15 protein-coding genes are annotated in these 18,393 nt (G+C 66.5%); 2 read left to right on the top strand and 13 right to left on the bottom strand.

Annotated elements, in window-relative coordinates; translation table 11 throughout:
- Positions 1 to 10: 10 nt before the first annotated feature.
- The 8 genes from LDJ84_RS09775 to edd form a co-directional block, all read right to left on the bottom strand.
- Positions 11 to 1,171, bottom strand: coding sequence for an ABC transporter ATP-binding protein (locus LDJ84_RS09775; RefSeq protein ID WP_226046267.1), 1,161 nt, complete (start codon positions 1,169 to 1,171; stop codon positions 11 to 13).
- Positions 1,172 to 1,183: 12 nt separating this feature from the next.
- Positions 1,184 to 2,029, bottom strand: coding sequence for a carbohydrate ABC transporter permease (locus tag LDJ84_RS09770; protein ID WP_024766412.1), 846 nt, complete (start codon positions 2,027 to 2,029; stop codon positions 1,184 to 1,186).
- Positions 2,022 to 2,948, bottom strand: coding sequence for a carbohydrate ABC transporter permease (locus LDJ84_RS09765; protein WP_038803419.1), 927 nt, complete (start codon positions 2,946 to 2,948; stop codon positions 2,022 to 2,024). Before LDJ84_RS09765 ends, LDJ84_RS09770 begins: the two co-directional genes overlap by 8 nt.
- Positions 2,949 to 3,050: 102 nt before the next feature.
- On the bottom strand, positions 3,051 to 4,313 hold the full coding sequence (locus tag LDJ84_RS09760) for an ABC transporter substrate-binding protein (RefSeq protein ID WP_038803418.1): 1,263 nt from the start codon (positions 4,311 to 4,313) through the stop codon (positions 3,051 to 3,053).
- Between the two features lie 164 nt (positions 4,314 to 4,477).
- Complete coding sequence (locus LDJ84_RS09755) at positions 4,478 to 5,926, bottom strand: ATP-binding protein (protein WP_226046266.1); 1,449 nt, start codon at positions 5,924 to 5,926, stop codon at positions 4,478 to 4,480.
- Positions 5,919 to 6,653 (bottom strand): response regulator, encoded by a 735-nt coding sequence (locus tag LDJ84_RS09750; protein WP_054909369.1) that lies wholly within the window; start codon positions 6,651 to 6,653, stop codon positions 5,919 to 5,921. The genes LDJ84_RS09755 and LDJ84_RS09750 overlap by 8 nt, the downstream gene beginning before the upstream one ends.
- A 43-nt stretch (positions 6,654 to 6,696) precedes the next feature.
- Complete coding sequence (locus LDJ84_RS09745; protein WP_024766415.1) at positions 6,697 to 7,695, bottom strand: glucokinase; 999 nt, start codon at positions 7,693 to 7,695, stop codon at positions 6,697 to 6,699.
- 122 nt (positions 7,696 to 7,817) lie between these two features.
- Positions 7,818 to 9,644, bottom strand: a complete 1,827-nt coding sequence (gene edd, locus LDJ84_RS09740; RefSeq protein ID WP_226046265.1) for a phosphogluconate dehydratase — start codon at positions 9,642 to 9,644, stop codon at positions 7,818 to 7,820.
- A gap of 128 nt (positions 9,645 to 9,772) precedes the next feature.
- Here edd and gap point away from each other — a divergent pair, with 128 nt between their 5' ends.
- Positions 9,773 to 10,777 (top strand): type I glyceraldehyde-3-phosphate dehydrogenase, encoded by a 1,005-nt coding sequence (gene gap, locus LDJ84_RS09735; protein WP_226046264.1) that lies wholly within the window; start codon positions 9,773 to 9,775, stop codon positions 10,775 to 10,777.
- A gap of 186 nt (positions 10,778 to 10,963) precedes the next feature.
- Here gap and LDJ84_RS09730 read toward each other — a convergent pair whose 3' ends face one another.
- A complete protein-coding gene (locus tag LDJ84_RS09730) occupies positions 10,964 to 11,146 on the bottom strand; it encodes a DUF1289 domain-containing protein (protein WP_024766417.1) in 183 nt (60 codons plus the stop codon).
- A gap of 166 nt (positions 11,147 to 11,312) precedes the next feature.
- On the opposite strand from LDJ84_RS09730, the gene LDJ84_RS09725 reads away from it, so the two are divergent.
- Positions 11,313 to 12,092 carry a hypothetical protein gene (locus LDJ84_RS09725; protein ID WP_226046263.1) on the top strand — a complete coding sequence of 260 codons (780 nt, stop codon included), beginning with the start codon at positions 11,313 to 11,315 and terminating at the stop codon, positions 12,090 to 12,092.
- Between the two features lie 61 nt (positions 12,093 to 12,153).
- On the opposite strand, the gene bglX is transcribed toward LDJ84_RS09725, so the two are convergent.
- From bglX to LDJ84_RS09705, 4 genes are all read right to left on the bottom strand, one after another.
- Complete coding sequence (gene bglX, locus LDJ84_RS09720; RefSeq protein ID WP_226046572.1) at positions 12,154 to 14,451, bottom strand: beta-glucosidase BglX; 2,298 nt, start codon at positions 14,449 to 14,451, stop codon at positions 12,154 to 12,156.
- A gap of 205 nt (positions 14,452 to 14,656) precedes the next feature.
- Complete coding sequence (scpB, locus tag LDJ84_RS09715) at positions 14,657 to 15,697, bottom strand: SMC-Scp complex subunit ScpB (protein WP_193453059.1); 1,041 nt, start codon at positions 15,695 to 15,697, stop codon at positions 14,657 to 14,659.
- 82 nt (positions 15,698 to 15,779) lie between these two features.
- The gene (locus tag LDJ84_RS09710) at positions 15,780 to 16,634 is read right to left on the bottom strand and encodes a segregation and condensation protein A (RefSeq protein WP_226046571.1); all 855 of its coding nucleotides are present in this window, start codon (positions 16,632 to 16,634) and stop codon (positions 15,780 to 15,782) included.
- Between the two features lie 519 nt (positions 16,635 to 17,153).
- The gene (locus LDJ84_RS09705; RefSeq protein ID WP_263987031.1) at positions 17,154 to 18,329 is read right to left on the bottom strand and encodes a tryptophan--tRNA ligase; all 1,176 of its coding nucleotides are present in this window, start codon (positions 18,327 to 18,329) and stop codon (positions 17,154 to 17,156) included.
- Positions 18,330 to 18,393 lie beyond the last annotated feature (64 nt).

Here is an 18,393-nt window from a genome sequence, read left to right as displayed (position 1 = left end):
AGGGGGTGTTTCAGGAATGCTTCTGTCGGGCCAGCGGCGTCACCTTGTTCGCGCCGTCGCCGCGCGGCTCGGCGCGCAGGCGCTCGCCGCTCTGCGCGTCGAACAGCAGCGCACGGGACGGATCGAAGCGCAGTTGCAGCGACGAGCCCGGTTGCGGCGACTGGTCCGGCGCGAGGCGGCAGCAGACCTTGGCGCCGTTGAGCGTGACGAAGACCAGGGTGTCCGGCCCGGTGGGCTCGACCACTTCGACCTCGGCGCGCAGGTCGCTCGGCCCGTTGCCGCCATCGGTGGCCAGTTGCACCTGTTCCGGGCGCACACCGAGGATCAGCTCGCGCCCCTCGGCCAGCCCGGCGTCCAGTTGCAGCGGCAGCTCGCAGCGGTCCTGGCCGCTGTCCAGCAGGCCGACCAGGCGGCCGCCCTGCTGCTGCACCTTGAGCGGAATGAAGTTCATCGGCGGCGAGCCGATGAAGCTGGCAACGAACAGGTTCGCCGGATCGTTGTAGATCTGCTGTGGCGTGCCGAACTGCTGGACGATGCCGTCCTTCATCACCGCCACCTTGTCGCCCAGGGTCATGGCCTCGATCTGGTCGTGGGTCACGTAGACCGTGGTGGTCTTCAGGCGCTGGTGCATCAGCTTGATCTCGGTACGCATCTCCACGCGCAGCTTGGCGTCGAGGTTCGACAGCGGTTCGTCGAACAGGTAGATCTTCGGCCGCCGCGCCAGCGCCCGGCCCATGGCCACGCGCTGCTGCTGGCCCCCGGAGAGCTGCGATGGCTTGCGTTCGAGCAGGTGCTCGATCTGCAGCAGCTTGGAGACCCGTGCCACTTCGGCGTCGATTTCCGCCCTGGGCAGCTTGCGGATCTTCAGGCCGAAGGCGATGTTCTCGCGCACGCTCATGGTCGGGTACAGCGCATAGGACTGGAACACCATGGCGATGTCGCGATCCTTCGGGCTCATCCCGCTGATGTCCTGGCCATCGACCAGGATCGCGCCGCCGGTGACGTTCTCCAGGCCGGCGATGCAGTTCATCAAAGTGGACTTGCCGCAGCCGGAGGGGCCGACCAGGATCAGGAATTCGCCCGAGTCGATCGACAGGTTGATCGACTTCAGCGTGTCGGCCAGACCGTTGCCGTAGGACTTGTGCAGGTTGTGCAGTTCGAGTGTGGACATCTTGGGCTTACCTCAACCTTTGACCGCGCCGGCAGTCAGCCCGCGCACGAAGTACTTGCCGGCCAGTACGTAGACCACCAGCGTGGGCAGCGCCGCGATCATCGCGGCGGCCATGTCGACGTTGTATTCCTTGACCCCGGTGCTGATGTTCACCAGGTTGTTCAGCGCCACGGTGATGGGCTGCGCGTCGCCGCTGGCGAACACCACACCGAACAGGAAGTCGTTCCAGATCTGGGTGAACTGCCAGATCAGGCAGACCATCACGATGGGCGTGGACATGGGCATCAGGATGCGCAGGAAGATGGTGAAGAACCCCGCACCATCCAGGCGTGCGGCCTTCACCAGGGCATCGGGAATCGCCACGAAGTAATTGCGGAAGAACAGCGTGGTGAAGGCCAGCCCGTAGATGCAGTGGACCATCACCAGCCCGGTGGTGGTGTTGGCCAGGCCGAGCTTGCCGAGGGTGAAGGACATCGGCAGGAGGATCACCTGGAACGGCAGGAAGCAGCCGAACAGCAGCGCGCCGAAGAACAGCTGCGAGCCGCGGAAGCGCCACATCGACAGCACGTAGCCGTTCATGGCGCCGATGAAGGTGGAGATCAGCACGCCCGGCACGGTGATCTTCACCGAGTTCCAGAAGTAGTCGCCCACCGCGCTCCAGGCCTTCACCCAGCCGATTGCGGTGAATACGTCCGGCAGCGCCAGCAGGTTGCTGGTGCGGATGTCCTCGGGCGACTTGAAGCTGGTCAGCAGCATCACCAGCAGCGGGATCACATACAGCGCCACGGCGCCCCAGAGGGTTGCGTGCACCGCCAGCCGGCTGAAGCTGAAGGCGGGTTTGAGGGTCGCGTTAATCATGGCGCTTGCCCCGCAGTTCCGAGTACAGGTAGGGCACGACGATGGCCAGCACGGCGCCCAGCATCAGCATCGCGCTGGCCGCGCCCAGGCCCATCTGGCCGCGGGTGAAGGTGTGGGCATACATGAACATCGCCGGCAGGTCGGAGGAGTAGCCGGGGCCGCCGGCGGTCATCGCGGCGACCAGGTCGAAGCTCTTGATGGCGATGTGCGCGAGGATCATCAGCGCACTGAAGAACACCGGGCGCAGGCTCGGCAGCACGATGCGCAGGTAGATGGTCGGCAGGCTCGCACCGTCCACTTGGGCGGCGCGCACAATGGCCGGGTCGACCCCGCGCAGGCCGGCGAGGAACAGCGCCATGACGAAACCCGAGGCCTGCCAAACGGCGGCGATCACCAGGCAGTAGACGACCCGCTCCGGGTCCACCAGCCAGTCGAAGCGAAAGCCGGTCCAGCCCCAGTCGCGCAGCAGCTTGTCCAGGCCCAGGCCGGGATTGAGCAGCCACTTCCAGGCGGTGCCGGTGACGATCATCGACAGTGCCATGGGGTACAGGTAGACGGTGCGGATGAAGCCTTCGCGGCGGATACGCTGGTCCAGCAGCACGGCGAGGAAGACGCCGAGCACCAGGCAGATACCGATGAACAGGCCGCCGAACAGCAGCAGGTTCTTGCTCGCCACCCACCAGCGGTCGTTGTCCCACAGGCGCAGGTACTGGCTCAGGCCCGCCCAGCTGTACGCCGGCATGAAGCGCGAATTGGTGAAGGACAGCAGCAGCGTCCAGCCGATGTAGCCGTACACGCAGACCAGCACCACGAGCATGCTCGGGGCCAGCACCAGCTTCGGCAGCCAGGCCTGCAGGCCGTCGAGCAGCGAAGCCCGAGGCGCGGCGGCGGGAGTGAAAGTCGGGGATCGGGTCGCCATCTGCTTTCTCGAGGATGAGTGAACCCACCCGGGCTGCCGTGACGGCCCGGAGTCGTTCTGGGGAATCAGAAAACCGGCTCCGTCACGGAGCCGGCGAGCGCGTTACTGCGCGGCGGCCTGGATAGCGGCGCCCAGTTGCTGCGCGGCCTTCTGCGGATCGGCGGCGGGGTCGTTGAAGAAGTTGGTGACCACGTCGAAGATCGCGCCCTGCACGTAGCTGGAGGCGGCCATGCTGTGGGCCATGCTCGGCACCAGGTTGCCGTCGGCGGAGGCGGCCTTGAAGTCCTTCATGGACTGCTGGGCGCAGGCGTCGAAGGGCATCATGTCGACGTCCAGGCGCACCGGGATCGAACCCTTGTTCAGGCTGAAGTCCTTCTGGAACGCCGGGTCGAGCACCGCGCGAGCGAGGTCTTCCTGGGCCTTGCGGTTCTCGGCGTTGCTCAGCTTGAACATCACCAGGGAATCGATGTTGTAGTCGAAAGCCTTCTGCGTGCCGGGGAACGGCAGGCACTGGTAGTCCTTGCCCGCCACCTTGCCGGCGGCAGTGAACTCGCTCTTGGCCCAGTCGCCCATGATCTGCATGCCGGCCTTGCCGTTGATCACCATGCCGGTGGCGACGTTCCATTCGCGGCCGGCAGCGTCGGCATCAACGTAGCTGTGCAGCTTCTTCAGCGCGGCGAAGACGTCGGCCATCTGCGCGCCGGTCAGCGTCGCCTTGTCCTGCTCGACGAAGGCCTTGCGGTAGCCTTCGGGGCCCATCTTGCTGAGCACCAGATTCTCGAACAGCGTGCCGTCCTGCCAGGGCTGGCTACCGTGGGCGAGCGCCGTGAAGCCGGCAGCCTTGAGCTTGTCGGCGGCGGCGAAGAGCTCGTCCAGGGTGGTCGGCGGCGTGGCGCCGGCCTTCTTGAAGACTTCCGGGTTGATGTACAGCCAGTTGACCCGGTGCACGTTGACCGGCACGGCCACGTAGTCGCCCTTGTACTTCATGATCTGCGCCACCTGCGGCGGCAGCAGTTGGTCCCACTTGCCTTCGGCAGCGACGTCGTTGAGGTCGGCGAGCAGACCGAGTTCGCCCCATTCCTGGATGTCCGGCCCCTTGATCTGCGCGGCGGCCGGCGGATTGCCGGAGACGGCGCGGGTCTTCAGCACGGTCATGGCGGCTTCACCACCGCCCCCGGCGACGGCAAAGTCCTTCCAGGTGTGGCCCTTGGCCTCGACGAGTTTCTTCAGGGTTTCGGCGGCGCGCTTCTCGCCAGGGGAAGTCCACCAGTGCAGCACTTCGACTTCACCGGCGTGGGCCAGCATCGGGGAGAGACAGAAAGAGGAAAGACAGATGGCGGCCGACAGGCGACGGATCGCATTCATGGGGAGCACCTTGTTCTTGTTATTGGAGGCAAGTCTGCGCTTGCGATGGTCCGAGTCTATCCAAGGCATTCCGCTCTCCGGGTAACGAAGCGATCTTCGATTGTCACGGGGTGGTGACATTGGGCAGGTGTTCATTGGGAAAGTTGCCGGGAGCACGAGGCGCCTTACTCCACCTCCAACCTCGGTAACCGCAACGTCACCCGCAACCCGCCCTCGCGGCGGTTCTGCAGGGTGACTTCGCCACCGTGGGTGTGGGCGATGTTGCGTGCGATGCCCAAGCCAAGGCCGTAGCCCTGGCCCCGTTCGGACAGCCGGAAGCGCGGCTCGAAGACCTTCTCCAGGCGTTGCTCCGGCACGCCGGGGCCCTGGTCGTCGACGTGCAGCACCACGGCATCGGCATCGTCCTCGATACTCAACTGCGCGCGCTCGCCGTACTTCAACGCGTTGTCCAGCAGGTTGCCGATGCAGCGCTTGAGCGCCAGCGGCTTGCCGGGATAGGGCTCGCGCGCCGCGCCGATGACCTGAACCCGGCCATCGGCGAGGTAGGGACCGGCGATGTACTGCAGCAGCTGGTTGAGGTCTACCGGCTCGATATTCTCGTGGATGTCGGTGTCCTTCACGCATTGCAGCGCGCCCTTCACCAGCAGTTCCAGTTCGTCGAGGTCGTGGCTGAACTTGTCCCGCGCCGGCTCGTCTTCCAGCAATTCGACCCGCAGGCGCAAGCGGGTGATCGGCGTGCGCAGGTCGTGGGAGATACCGCTGAACAGCTGGCCACGCTCGTTGACGTAGCGGTCGATGCGCTCGCGCATGGTGTTGAAAGCCCGTGAGACTTCCACCAGTTCGCTCGCCCCGTTCTCCTCCAGCGGCTGGTCCTGGCCGCCCAGGGCAATGTCGCGGGCGGCGCGGGCGAGGCGCTTGAGCGGGCGGCTCTGCCAGTGCACCAGCAAGCCGGTGAACAGCAGCAACAGCAGACTGGTGAAGGCGATGGAGATGATCTGCTGCGGCGGCAGGCCTTCGGGCTCCAGGGTGACGTAGGGCGCCGGCATCAGGCTGGCGATGTACAGCCATTCGCTCTCGCCGATGCGGATCTGCGTGACCAGCACCGGCGGGTTCACCGGCTCCAGGGTCAGTGCGTAGTGCGCCCAGGAGCGCGGCAGCTCCTCCAGCTTCAGCTCGCCATTGAACAACCGCAGATCGTCGGGGCTGACGAACTCCACCTGCAGCTCCACGTCCTTGCCCAGCTTCTGGTGCAGCACGTCCTGCACGATGTCGAGCACCGCCTGCTTGTTCGTCGTATCGGGCAGCGCGCGCAGGTTCAGTGGCCGCTCGTTGAGCGAGACGAAGAAGCGCGTGCCGCCCATGCTGCGCAACTGGTCCAGCACCAGCGGGCGGTAGCCGATGGGCAGCGAGCGGAAGTAACTGACGCTGGCGGCCATGGAATAGGCCAGGCTGCGCGAGCTGGTGAGCAGGCCGTCGCGCTGGCTGCTGCGCAGGTGGGATATCCAGAACAGGCTCGACAGCCCCTGGGCGAGCAGCACCGCCAGCAGGGTGAGCAGCAGCATGCGGCCGAGCAGCGAGCGCGGTACCAGGGCCCAGCGGCGGCGCTCACTCATGGCCGGCGAGGTGCGGGCGAACCTGGGCAGCCAGCAGGTAACCGCTGCCGCGCACGGTCTGGATCAGCCGCGCCGGCTTCTCGGTGTCACGCAAACGCTGGCGCAGGCGTGACACGGCCATGTCGACGATACGCTCCAGCGGCATCACCTCGCGGCCACGGGTGGCACTGGCGATGGTGTCGCGGTCGAGAATCTGCCGGGGGTTGTCGAGAAACAGCTTGAGCAGCGCAAAGTCGGCGCCACTAAGGAAGTGCTCCTCGCCGTCCTCGTGGAACAGCCGGTGGCTGATGGTATCCAGCCGCCAGTCGTCGAAGGCGATGACTTCGCCGCCGCGCACCTGGGTGAACTGCGCGCGACGCAGCAGCGCCTTGATCCGCGCCAGCAGCTCGCGGGGGCTGAAGGGTTTGCCGAGGTAATCGTCGGCACCCAGTTCCAGGCCCACCACGCGGTCGGCCTCGTCGGAACTGGCGGTGAGCATGATTACCGGCATGCAGGCGTGGCGCTGGTGCGAGCGGATCCAGCGGCACAGGCTGAAGCCGTCTTCGTCGGGCAGCATCACGTCGAGGATCGCCAGGGCGGACTCCTCATCGCACAGCGCGCGGCGGAAGTCCTCGCCGTTGGCGACGGCGCGCACCTGGAAACCGGCGCGGCTCAGGTAGGTGTCCAGCAACTCGCGGATTTCCTGGTCGTCGTCCACCAGCAGGATGGATTTGGCAGGCTGGTTCACTTCGGGCGTCCTTTCTTGTTGTTTTCAACGGTGGCGCGGTGAATCAGCCTTCGTTGCGCAGTGCCTGTTCCAGGGCCACGCCGGCGCCGAACAGCCCCGGATGATCCGCGGTCATGACCCACACCGGCACCGGATCGAGATAAGGCCCGCTGGTCTTGCCGCGGGTGCGGAACGCCTCGGCGAAGCCGCTGCGCTGGAAGCGTTCGAGGAAGCGCGGGACGATGCCGCCGGTGATGTACACGCCGCCCAGCGCGCCGACCGTCAGCACGGCGTTGCCAGCGACCCGCGCCAGCCACAGGAAGAAGTGCTCCAGCACGGCGTCGGCGTAGGCGTCGCCGGCCATGGCGCGCTCGCCGATCTCGGCGGCAGTGGCGCATTTGGGTTCCACGCCATCGAGCTGGCAGCTCATGCGGTAGAGGTTTTCCAGGCCGCTGCCGGAGAGCACGCGCTCGGCCGAAACGTGGCCGTATTTCTCGCGCAGCAGTTGCCACAGGGCGAAGTCGCGCTCGGAGGTCACCGGCAGGTCGACGTGCCCACCTTCGCAGGGCAGCACTTCCCAGCCACCGTTCGGCAGCGGCATCAGGCTGCCGACGCCCAGGCCGGTGCCGGGGCCGATGATCAGCCTGGCGCGGCCTTCCAGCGCCCTGCCGGGCCGCACCTGCACCAGGTGTTCTTCCGACAGCCGCGAGGCTGCCCAGGCCATGGTGCTGAAGTCGTTCACCAGCAGCAGGTGGCTCAGTCCCAGTTCGGTGCGGAAGGCATCGCGCTGGATGACCCAGTGGTTGTTGGTGAACTTGAAGTCGCCGGCGCCGACCGGGCCGGCACAGGCCAGGCAGACATTCTCGACAGAAGAGAGCGGCTGGCCGACACGCTGCAGGTAATCGCGCACGGCGTCTTCCGGGCGCGGATAGTCGGCACAGGCCAGGACCTCGATGGATTCGAGGACTTCACCGCGCCACAGGGCGAAGCGGGCGTTGGTGCCACCGATGTCGCCGACCAGGGCGAAACCGTTCGAGGCGGAGTGAGCTTTGTTGGAGTTCATTGCGGGCTCGGGCCTGGAAGTTGGGTGAAAGGGTGCGGCGCGGAATCATGCCAGCATAGGCCAGCGCCGAAAACGCCCCGCGCGATGGACAGGCAGTCCCTTCGCGCGGGGCGCTGCGACAGTCAGCTCGGACCGTTCAGTTCAGCCGTGAAGCTGCAGGCGCCCTGCTCCGCCGGGCTGAAGGCATTGCGCATGAAGGCGAACAGCTCGCGGCCCATGCCCAGGTTATCAATGGCCGGAGTCTCGACGAGCGGACGCGCCTCCCATTCCGCCGCATCCACCAGCACGCGCAGTTCGCCGGTGGTGCCGTCGACGCGTACCAGGTCACCGTCGCGCAGCTTGGCCAGCGGGCCGCCATTGAGCGCTTCCGGGGACACATGGATGGCCGCCGGCACCTTGCCGGACGCGCCGGACATGCGCCCGTCGGTAACCAGCGCAACCTTGAAGCCGCGGTCCTGCAGCACGCCGAGGAACGGCGTGAGCTTGTGCAGCTCCGGCATGCCATTGGCCCGCGGCCCCTGGAAACGCACCACGGCCACCAGGTCGCGCTCCAGCTCGCCGGCCTTGAAGGCGGCGGCCAGGCTCGACTGGTCATGGAAGATGCGCACCGGCGCCTCGACGACCTGGTGTTCCACCGCAACGGCAGAGACCTTCATCACGCCGCGGCCCAGGTTGCCCTCCATCAGGCGCAGGCCGCCTTCCGGGGAGAAGGGGTTGTCGATGGGGCGCAGGATGTTCTCGTCCAGGCTCGCCGCCGGGCCTTCGCGCCAGACCAGCTTGCCTCCATCGAGGAAGGGTTCCTGGATATAACGACGCAGGCCCTTGCCGACCACGGTCTGCACGTCTTCGTGCAGCAGGCCGCCGTCGAGCAGCTGGCGGATCAGGAAGGACATGCCGCCCGCCGCCTGGAAGTGGTTGATGTCGGCCTGGCCGTTGGGATAGATGCGCGCCAGGGTCGGCACGATCTCGGAGAGGTCGGCCATGTCCTGCCAGGTCAGCTGGATGCCGGCCGCCTGGGCGATGGCGAGCAGGTGCAGGGTGTGGTTGGTGGAGCCGCCGGTGGCCAGCAGCGCCACCACCGAGTTGACCATGGCCTTCTCGTCGACGATCTCCGCCATGGGCACGAACTGGCCGTTCTCCGGCGTCAGGCGCGCGGCCTGGCGGGCGGCTTCGCGGGTCAACTCGTCGCGCAGCGGGGTGTTCGGGTTGACGAAGGAAGCGCCCGGCAGGTGCAGGCCCATCACTTCCACCAGCAACTGGTTGGTGTTGGCGGTGCCATAGAAGGTACAAGTGCCCGGCGCGTGGTAGGAGGCCATTTCCGAAGCCAGCAGCTCCTCGCGGGTGGCCTTGCCTTCGGCGAACAGCTGGCGCACCGCGGCCTTCTCCTTATTGGAGATACCGGTAGGCATGGGGCCGGCGGGCACGAACACCACCGGCAGGTGGCCGAAGCGCAGCGAGCCGATCAGCAGGCCGGGGACGATCTTGTCGCACACGCCCAGGCACAGCGCGGCATCGAACATGTTGTGCGACAGCGCGATGGCGGTGCCCATGGCGATCACGTCGCGGCTGGCCAGGGACAGTTCCATGCCCGGTTCGCCCTGGGTGACGCCATCGCACATGGCCGGCACGCCGCCGGCGAACTGGCCGACCGAACCGATCTGCCGCAGGGCGTCCTTGATCAGCTCGGGGAAGCGCTCCAGCGGCTGGTGCGCGGAGAGCATGTCGTTGTACGCGGAGACGATGGCGACGTTGGCCTGGTTCATCAGCCGCAGCGCCTGTTTGTCGGAATCACCACAGGCCGCAACGCCGTGGGCGAGGTTGCCGCAGGGCAGCGTGCCGCGGTGCGGGCCCTTGGTGGCGGCAGCCTTGACCAGGTCGAGGTAGCGCTGTCGCGTGGCCGCGCTGCGGGCCTGGATACGCTGGGTGACTTCAAGCACACGGGGGTGCATGGCAGCATTCTCCTACAGACTATCAGTTGTTGTTTTTACAACATAATTGTTTATTCCAAGGCGTTTACTTTTCAACGACGTGGAAATTTAATGGTTTTTACCACAACAAAAGAAAAGAGACGACCTCAATGACTATACGCCTGGCAATCAACGGATTTGGCCGCATCGGTCGGAACGTGGTCCGCGCGCTCTACTCGGGCGGCTATCGCCAGCACCTGCAAGTGGTGGCGATCAACGACCTTGGCGACGCCGCGATCAACGCCCATCTGCTGCAGTTCGATAGCGTGCATGGGCGTTTTCCCGGCCAGGTCGAGCATGACGCCGAAAGTCTCAGGGTAGAGGGCGACGTGATTGCCGTCACGGCCATCCGCGATCCGGCGCAGCTGCCATGGAAGGCGCTGGCGGTGGATATCGTGCTCGAATGCACCGGCCACTTCACCTCTCGCGACAAGGCTGCCGCGCACCTGCAGGCCGGCGCGCGCCAGGTGCTGATCTCGGCGCCGGGCCAGGGTGTCGACGCCACGGTGGTCTTCGGCGTCAACGAAGGCATCCTGCGCGCCGAACACCAGATCGTCTCCAACGCCTCCTGCACGACCAACTGCCTGGCGCCGGTGGCCCAGGTGCTACACCGCGAACTGGGCATCGAGCACGGCCTGATGACCACCATCCATGCCTATACCAACGACCAGAGCCTCTCCGACGTCTACCACAGCGACCCGTACCGGGCGCGTTCGGCCACCCAGTCGATGATCCCGACCAGGACCGGCGCCGCCGAAGCGGTGGGCCTGGTGCTGCCGGAACTGGCCGGCAAGCTGACGGGGCTGGCGGTGCGGGTTCCCGTCATTAACGTTTCGCTGGTGGACCTCACGGTGCAGGTCGGCCGCGATACCAGCGCGCAGGAAATCAACGAGTTGATGGAGCGTGCCAGCGAGCTTTCGCCGATCCTCGGCTTCAACCGCCTGCCGCTGGTCTCGGTGGATTTCAACCGCGATCCTCGCTCGGCCATCTTCGATGCCAGCCATACGCGGGTGAATGGGCGGCTGGTGAAGGTGATGGCCTGGTACGACAACGAGTGGGGGTTTTCCAATCGGATGCTGGATACGGCGCAGGTGATGGTTGCCTCACGGGGGTAAACGGTACCGGCTGCCCGCAAGAGCCCCTCACCCCAGCCCTCTCCCAGAGGGAGAGGGAGCCGATTGTTCCGGCTGGCGCCATTGGCTCTCCCTGCGCCAAACGGTCCCCTCTCCCTCTGGAGCGGGGCGCGCAGCCAGGGTCAGGGTGAGGGAAAGGCGGGGCACAGAGCTGCCAGGTTGGCCTGTTCAGCGATACAGCCGCTTCCCCTGTGCCTCCAGCACCAGCAGGCGCATGTCGGCCTCGGCCCGGATCGCTTCCTGGCCGAGATGATCGACGCGCTTCCACGCCTTGATTTCCTCGCGGCTGCGGCCACAGCCCAGGCAGATACCTTCTTCGAACTCGCAGACCTTGATGCACGGACTCTTCACGGACTTCCTCGTGGTTTCGGCTGGATGAATGTCAGTGGGTCTCTACTAATGGACACCCGCGCGGCGCCAAGGTCCAACTCGATTTCCCCATCGGCGCCATCGACCCTGGCAATCGAAGGGTGCGCACCTTGCTAGAATCCGCCGTCCACGCTGCCCGACCTCGCCCATGCTCGCCCTCAAGCTCACCCTCGTTCCGCTGTTCCTGCTGCTGGTCTCGCTCTCCGGGCGCTGGTGGGGCCCGGCCGTGGCCGGCTGCCTGGCCGCCCTGCCCGCCATCGCGGGGCCGATCCTCTACCTGATCACCGTGGAGCACGGCCGCGACTTCGGTGCCCACGCCGCGCTGCTCGCACTGGCCGCGATCTTCGCCGCTGAAGCGTTCAACTTCGCCTATGCCTGGATCTGTCGGCGCCATGGATGGCTGCTGGCATTGACCGGCGCCATGCTCGCCTGGCTGGTGGCCGGCTGGGCTCTGACCCAACTGCCCGCCTCGCCCGTATGGGCGTTGCTCGCTGCGGCCGTGGGCGCGTTGACCAGTCAGCTGTGCATGCCCCGTGCCGAGCTGAGCGCCGCCGTCGCTCCACTGGGCCGCTTCGAGCTGGGCCTGCGCATGCTCGCCGGCGCGCTGCTGACGCTGGCCGTCACCGCCCTCGCCGGCTGGGCCGGCCCCAGCTGGAGTGGCTTGCTGGCGGTGTTCCCGCTGCTCTCCATCGTGCTTTGCGTGTCGTCCCAGCGGCTGCACGGGCCGGGGTTCGTCATTGCCCTGTTGCGCGGCATGGTCACCGGGCGCCCGGCTTTCGCGGCTTTCTGCCTGTGCCTGGCGCTGCGTTTGCCAGGCAATGACATCCTGCCCAGCTTTGCCGAGGCGGCACTGCTGGCCGTTCTGCTACAGGGCACAGTGCGCTGGCTGATCGGCGTGCGATCGCGACGACTCGCCAAAGCCGCCTGACAAAGAAAAACGCCACGGCTGAACCAGCCGTGGCGTTTTCGTCTGCAGCAGCGGGTAACGCTTAGAGCAGCGTGAAGCTCTGTTCCTTCACGTTGTCCGAATCCAGGCCGACGTAGACCTTGAACTCGCCCGGCTCCGAGGCATAGCGCAGCTGGCTGTCATAGAAGCGCAGGTCTTCCTCGCGGATCGGGAACTGCACCACCTTCGACTCGCCCGGCTGCAGCAGGATCTTCTCGAAGCCCTTGAGCTCCTTGATCGGACGACTGATGGACGCGGCGACGTCGCGCAGGTAGAGCTGCACGGTGGTTTCGCCGGCGACCTTGCCGGTGTTCTTCACGGTGACGCTGGCGGTCAGCTGGTCGCCCTTCTTCAGCTTGCTGCCCGACAGCTTCACGTCGGAGACGCTGAAGTCGGTGTAGCTCAAGCCGTAGCCGAACGGGTACAGCGGGCCGTTCTCCGAGTCGAAGTAGCGCGAGGTGTACTTGTTCGGGTGCTCGTGGTCGAACGGGCGGCCGGTGTTCAGGTGGTTGTAGTAGATCGGCACCTGGCCCACCGAGCGCGGGAAGGTCATGGTCAGCTTGCCCGACGGGTTGTAGTCGCCGAACAGCACGTCGGCGATGGCGTTGCCGCCTTCGGTGCCGCTGAACCAGGTTTCCAGCACGGCGTCGGCGTTGGCGCTTTCCCAGCGCAGGTCCATCGGCCGGCCGTTCATCAGCACCAGCACCAGCGGTTTGCCGGTGGCCTTGAGGGCCTTGAGCAGCTCGATCTGGCTTTGCGCGATGTGCAGGTTGGTCTTGCTCGACGCCTCGTGGGCCATGCCCTGGGATTCGCCGACCACGGCCACCACCACGTCAGCCTGCTTCGCCTTCTCGACGGCTTCGTCGATCATGGCCTTCGGGCTGCGCGGGTCGACCTTCACATCGTCGCTGTACTCGTTGAGGTATTTGACGATCTCCGGATCGTCGGTGACGTTGGCGCCCTTGGCGTAGAGCAGCGCGGCGTGGCCACGGGTGGCGGTGCCCATGCCTTCGAGCACGGTCACGGCCTGGAAGGCCTTGCCGGCGGCGGACCAGCTGCCCATCACGTCGCGCTTGCTGTCGGCCAGCGGGCCGATCAGGGCGATCACGCCGTCGCGCTTGAGCGGCAGCACACCACCCTCGTTTTTCAGCAGGACCATGCCCTTGCGCGCGATCTCGCGGGCGTCGGCGCGGTGCAGGCGCTCTTCGGCATCGTTATCCACCGGGTCCTTGCCCTGCAGGTAACGGTACGGGTCCTGGAACAGGCCCATGTCCCACTTGGCGGCGAGCACGTCGCGGCAGGCACGGTCGATCTCGTCCTGACTGATCAGCCCGGCCTTGAGCAGCTCGGGCATGTGCTTGCCGTAGAGGTCGTCGTTCATGTTCATTTCGACGCCGGCGTTGATCGCTGCCTGGGTGGCATCGCGCTCCGTGGCGGCCACGCCGTGCTTGATCAGCTCCAGCACCGCGCCGTGGTCGCTCAGGGTCAGGCCCTTGTAGCCCCACTGCTTGCGCAGCAGGTCCTGCAGCAGCCACTTGTTGGCGGTGGCCGGCACGCCGTTGATGCTGTTGAGCGAGACCATTACCGCGCCGGCGCCGGCATCGATGGCCGCGCGGTAAGGCGGCAGGTAGTCCTGGAACATGCGCTGCGGGCTCATGTCCACGGTGTTGTAGTCGCGGCCGCCTTCGCCGGCGCCGTACAGGGCGAAGTGCTTGACCCCGGCCATGATGGTTTCCGGCTGGTTCAGGCCCTTGCCCTGGTAGCCCTTGACCACTGCGGCGGCGACCTTGCTGGTCAGCCAGGCGTCTTCGCCGAAGCCTTCGGAAACACGGCCCCAGCGTGGATCGCGGGCGATGTCGACGGTGGGCGAATAGGTCAGGTTGAGGCCATCGGCGCTGGCCTCGATGGCCGAGACGCGGGCGCTGCGTTCAATGGCCGCCAGGTCCCAGCTTGCCGCCAGCCCCAGGCCGATGGGGAATACGGTGCGGTGGCCGTGAACCACGTCGTAGGCAAAGAACAGCGGAATCTTCAGGCGGCTCTTCATGGCCGCGTCCTGCAGGTCACGGATGCCCGGACGGACCACGGTGTTGAACACTGCGCCGGTGGTGCCCTCGGCGATTTCCTTCAGCAGTACCGGCTTGGGATGGTCCGGCCCGACGCTGACCAGGCGCAGCTGGCCGATCTTCTCTTCCAGTGTCATGCGCTGCATCAGGCTGTCGATGAAGGCGTCCTTCGACTGGCCGGCGAGCGGTACGGCAGGAGCATCGGCAGGCGCCTGGGCGGCGGAAAGCGAAGCGCTGGTCAGGCCCAGCAGGAGACCGAGCCAGCAGATACGGCTGATTGGAGTTCTTTTCATATGGGTACTCAGCAGCCTGCGCGAAGCGCCGGGCCACTGTGGAATGTTGTTAGAGGGGCATCGAACAGGTGGGATTCCGGCGACTCCCCCGGGTGTAGTCGCCAGCGCCTTTCGAACGCGGCACATAAGGTCGTCGCGCCGAGGGCGGAAGTCAATCACCGAACAGCTGGAAAACGCCGGTGAATGGGTCTCAATGGTCGCGATTGAGCCGGTTGAATTCCATTTCCTCGCGCATGGCTTCGCGCAGGGCGCGTTCCTCGTCCCACTCTTCTTCCGGCGCGGGGGCCGGTGGCTGGGGCGCCGGTTCCGGCTGCGCAGCGGGCTCGGCTGGCGCACCGGGTTCGGCGGCACCTGCAGCCTCGGCGTCGGACGCGACTTCGGGCAGGCCGTGGACGCCGCTGAAATCGGCATCCACGCCGCTGTCTTCGTCGTCACTCGGCGGAAGGTCGATGAGGTCGTCGAAGTCGGTCTTCAGGCCCTGCTCCATCTCGTCCAGCTCGGCGAGCAGGCTGCGGAAGCTGGTTTCTTCCTTCGGTTCTTCCGGCGGCGCGGGCTCCGGCTCCTCGCCGGCATCGCGCACGGCCTGGTCGGCCAGTGCCTGCAGGGACGGCGGGATGTAGTCCTCGTCGTACTCCTCGGGGCCGGGCAGGCTGACGGTGGGCGCCATGTCCTCGAGGATCGGCTGCGGCTCGGGCTCCATCAGCTTCAGCTCGGCCAGCGGCGGCAACTCCTCCAGGCTCTTCAGGTTGAAGTAGTCGAGGAAGGTCCGGGTGGTGGCCAGCATGGCCGGGCGGCCGGGGACTTCACGGTAGCCGACGATGCGGATCCACTCGCGCTCCATCAGCGTCTTGACGATCTGGGTGTTCACCGCGACGCCACGGATTTCCTCGATCTCGCCACGGGTGATGGGCTGGCGGTAGGCGATCAGCGCCAGGGTCTCCAGCAGCGCGCGGGAATAGCGCTGCGGGCGCTCCTCCCACAAACGGCCCACCCAGGAGGCGAACTTCTCGCGCACCTGCAGGCGGTAGCCGGTGGCAACTTCCTTCAGTTCATAAGCCCGCCCGGCACAGGACAGGCCCAGCACCGCCAGCGCGTCGCGGAACTGCTGCGGCTCGGGGCGCTCGGCTTCCTCGAACAGCTCGCCGAGGCGCTCCAGCGACATGGGCTTGCCGGCAGCCAGGAGGATGCCTTCGAGCAGGGTCGCCAGTTCTTGCGGGTCGGAGAGATTCATCGGGAAGCTCGGGTCAGGTCATAAGGTTGCGGTACAGGCGGGAAAACTACTCAAAGCGCGGCGCCAGGGCAACGCTGTCGGATCACAGCGGTTCTTCGTCCGGCTCGCTGCCGGCCTCGGCGATCTCGTCGAAGTGGCCGTCCTCGAAGGTCAGGTCAGCCGGCACCTCCTCGCGGGGCTCGAAGACATCCTCGTCGCCCTCCTCCAGCACCTCCTCGACGGGTGCAGCGCCTTCCTGCACCTCGCTGCGGGCACGGACGTGGATCGGCGCGAAGGCCTCGTTCTGCACCAGCTCCACCAGTTGCTCCTTCACCAGTTCCAGCACCGCCATGAAGGTCACCACCACGCCCAGCTTGCCTTCCTCGACACGGAACAGCGTGATGAAGGGCACGAAACCCTCGCCCTTCAGGCGCTCGAGGATCTCGCTCATGCGCTCGCGGGTGGAGAGCATTTCGCGGGTGACCTGGTGGCTTTCGAACAGGTCGGCGCGGCGCAACACCTCGGCCATGCACAGCATCAGCTCCTGCATGTCCACGTCCGGCAGCAGCCGGCGCGCCCGCGCATCCGGCGCGGCGATGGTCGGCACCACGTAGTCGCGACCCAGGCGCGGCAGTTCGTCGAGGTCCTCGGCGGCCTTCTTGAAGCGCTCGTACTCCTGCAGGCGGCGGATCAGCTCGGCGCGCGGGTCGTCCTCTTCTTCCTCGGCCTCGGCCGAGCGCGGCAGCAGCATGCGCGACTTGATCTCGGCGAGCATGGCGGCCATTACCAGGTACTCGGCGGCCAATTCCAGGCGCACCGACTTCATCAGCTCGACGTAGCCCATGTACTGGCGGGTGATCTCCGCCACGGGGATGTCGAGGATGTTGATGTTCTGCTTGCGGATCAGATAGAGCAGCAGGTCGAGCGGGCCCTCGAAGGCTTCGAGGAACACTTCCAGAGCATCCGGCGGGATGTACAGGTCCTGCGGCATCTCCGTCAGGGCCTCGCCGTAGACGAGCGCCAGCTGCACCGGCACCTGGTATTCAGGGGCGGCGGCAGGGGCTTCCGGCTCGGTCAGGTCACTCATCGGCCACTCGTCAGGCTCAGGGTTGGAAGGCGGCATTATCCCTGCTTTTGCCGGCGGCGCGAGGGGCTTTTGGCGGATTCGCAGCGCACTCGGCACACCTGTGCGTAGGAGCAACTGTCTTCTTCTGCGAGTCCGTGCTCGGGGGTTCCTCCCTCTCCCCAGCCCTCTCCCTGAAGGGAGAGGGAGCCGTCCGTCCCGGCTGATGCCATGGTTTCATCCTACTCCGAACGGTCCCCTCTCCCCCTGGGAGAGGGTTAGGGTGAGGGCTGATCCGAGTACAGGACTGTCGGGTAGGAGCGACTCTGTCCGCGATCGTTTTCCGGCGGCTCCGAGCCGGCCGGCGGCACATGGCGGACGGAGTCCGCTTACGCAGTCGGCAAGACCGCGTGCTCAGCGGTACGACAGCCCCATGGCATGCCGCACCTCCACCAGGGTCTCCCGCGCCGCCTCACGGGCGCGCTCGGCGCCTTCGGCGAGGATGCTGCGCACCAGTTCGGGGTTGTCCTCGTAGTCCAGCGCGCGCTCCTGGATCGGCGCCAGCTCCTGGAGGATCGACTCGATCAGCGGCCGCTTGCAGTCCAGGCAGCCGATCCCGGCGCTGCGGCAGCCTTCCTGCACCCACTGGCGGCAGCCGTCGTCGGAATAGATCAGGTGCCACTGCCACACCGGGCAGCGTTCCGGATCGCCCGGATCGCGACGGTGCACGCGCGCAGGGTCCGTGGGCATGCGCGCGATCTTTTCCTCGATCACGGCCGGGCTGTCGCGCAGGGCAATGGTGTTGTGGTGCGACTTGGACATCTTCTGCCCGTCCAGCCCCGGCATCTTCGGTGCGTGGCTGGTCAGGGTGTGCGGCTCGGGCAGGAGCATGCGGCTGCTGCCTTCGAGGTAGCCGAACAGCCGGTCGCGGTCCCCCAGGGTCAGGCTCTGCTGCTCCATCAGCAGCGCGCGGGCGGTTTCCAGCGCTTCGGCGTCGCCCTGCTCCTGCCAGGCCCGGCGCAGGCTGACGTACAGCTTGCCGGTCTTCTTGCCCAGGCGGGCGATGGCAGTCTGCGCACGGTCTTCGAAGTCCACCTCGCCGCCGTACAGGTGGTTGAAGCGGCGGGCGATCTCGCGGGTGAATTCGACATGGGCGAACTGGTCGGAGCCCACCGGCACCAGGCCTGCGCGGTAGATCAGGATATCCGCGGCCTGCAGCAGCGGGTAGCCGAGAAAGCCGAAGGTGGAGAGGTCCTTGTGGACCAGTTTCTCCTGCAGTTCCTTGTAGGTGGGCACACGCTCCAGCCAGGACAGCGGGCAGATCATCGACAGCAGCAGGTGCAACTCGGCGTGCTCGGGGGCCTGGGACTGGATGAACAGCGTCGCCGCGCTGGGGCTGACGCCCACCGCCAGCCAGTCGATGGCCATGTCGCGCACGTGCTGGCGGATGCTGGCGGTCTCGTCGTACTCGGTGGTCAATGCATGCCAGTCGACGATGGAGAAGTAACACTCGTATTCGTGCTGGAGTTTCACCCAGTTCTGCAGCACGCCGTGGTAATGCCCCAGGTGCAGGCGCCCGGTGGGGCGCATGCCGGACAGCACGCGGCGCAGGGATTCGACGCTGGTCAAGCGGTCAACCTCGCGGGTTCGGCGA

Source organism: Pseudomonas sp. HS-18, assembly GCF_020401845.1.
Lineage (GTDB): Bacteria > Pseudomonadota > Gammaproteobacteria > Pseudomonadales > Pseudomonadaceae > Pseudomonas > Pseudomonas nitroreducens.
Note: the sequence above shows the minus strand (reverse complement) of the source record. Positions and strands in the feature narration are given on the sequence as shown.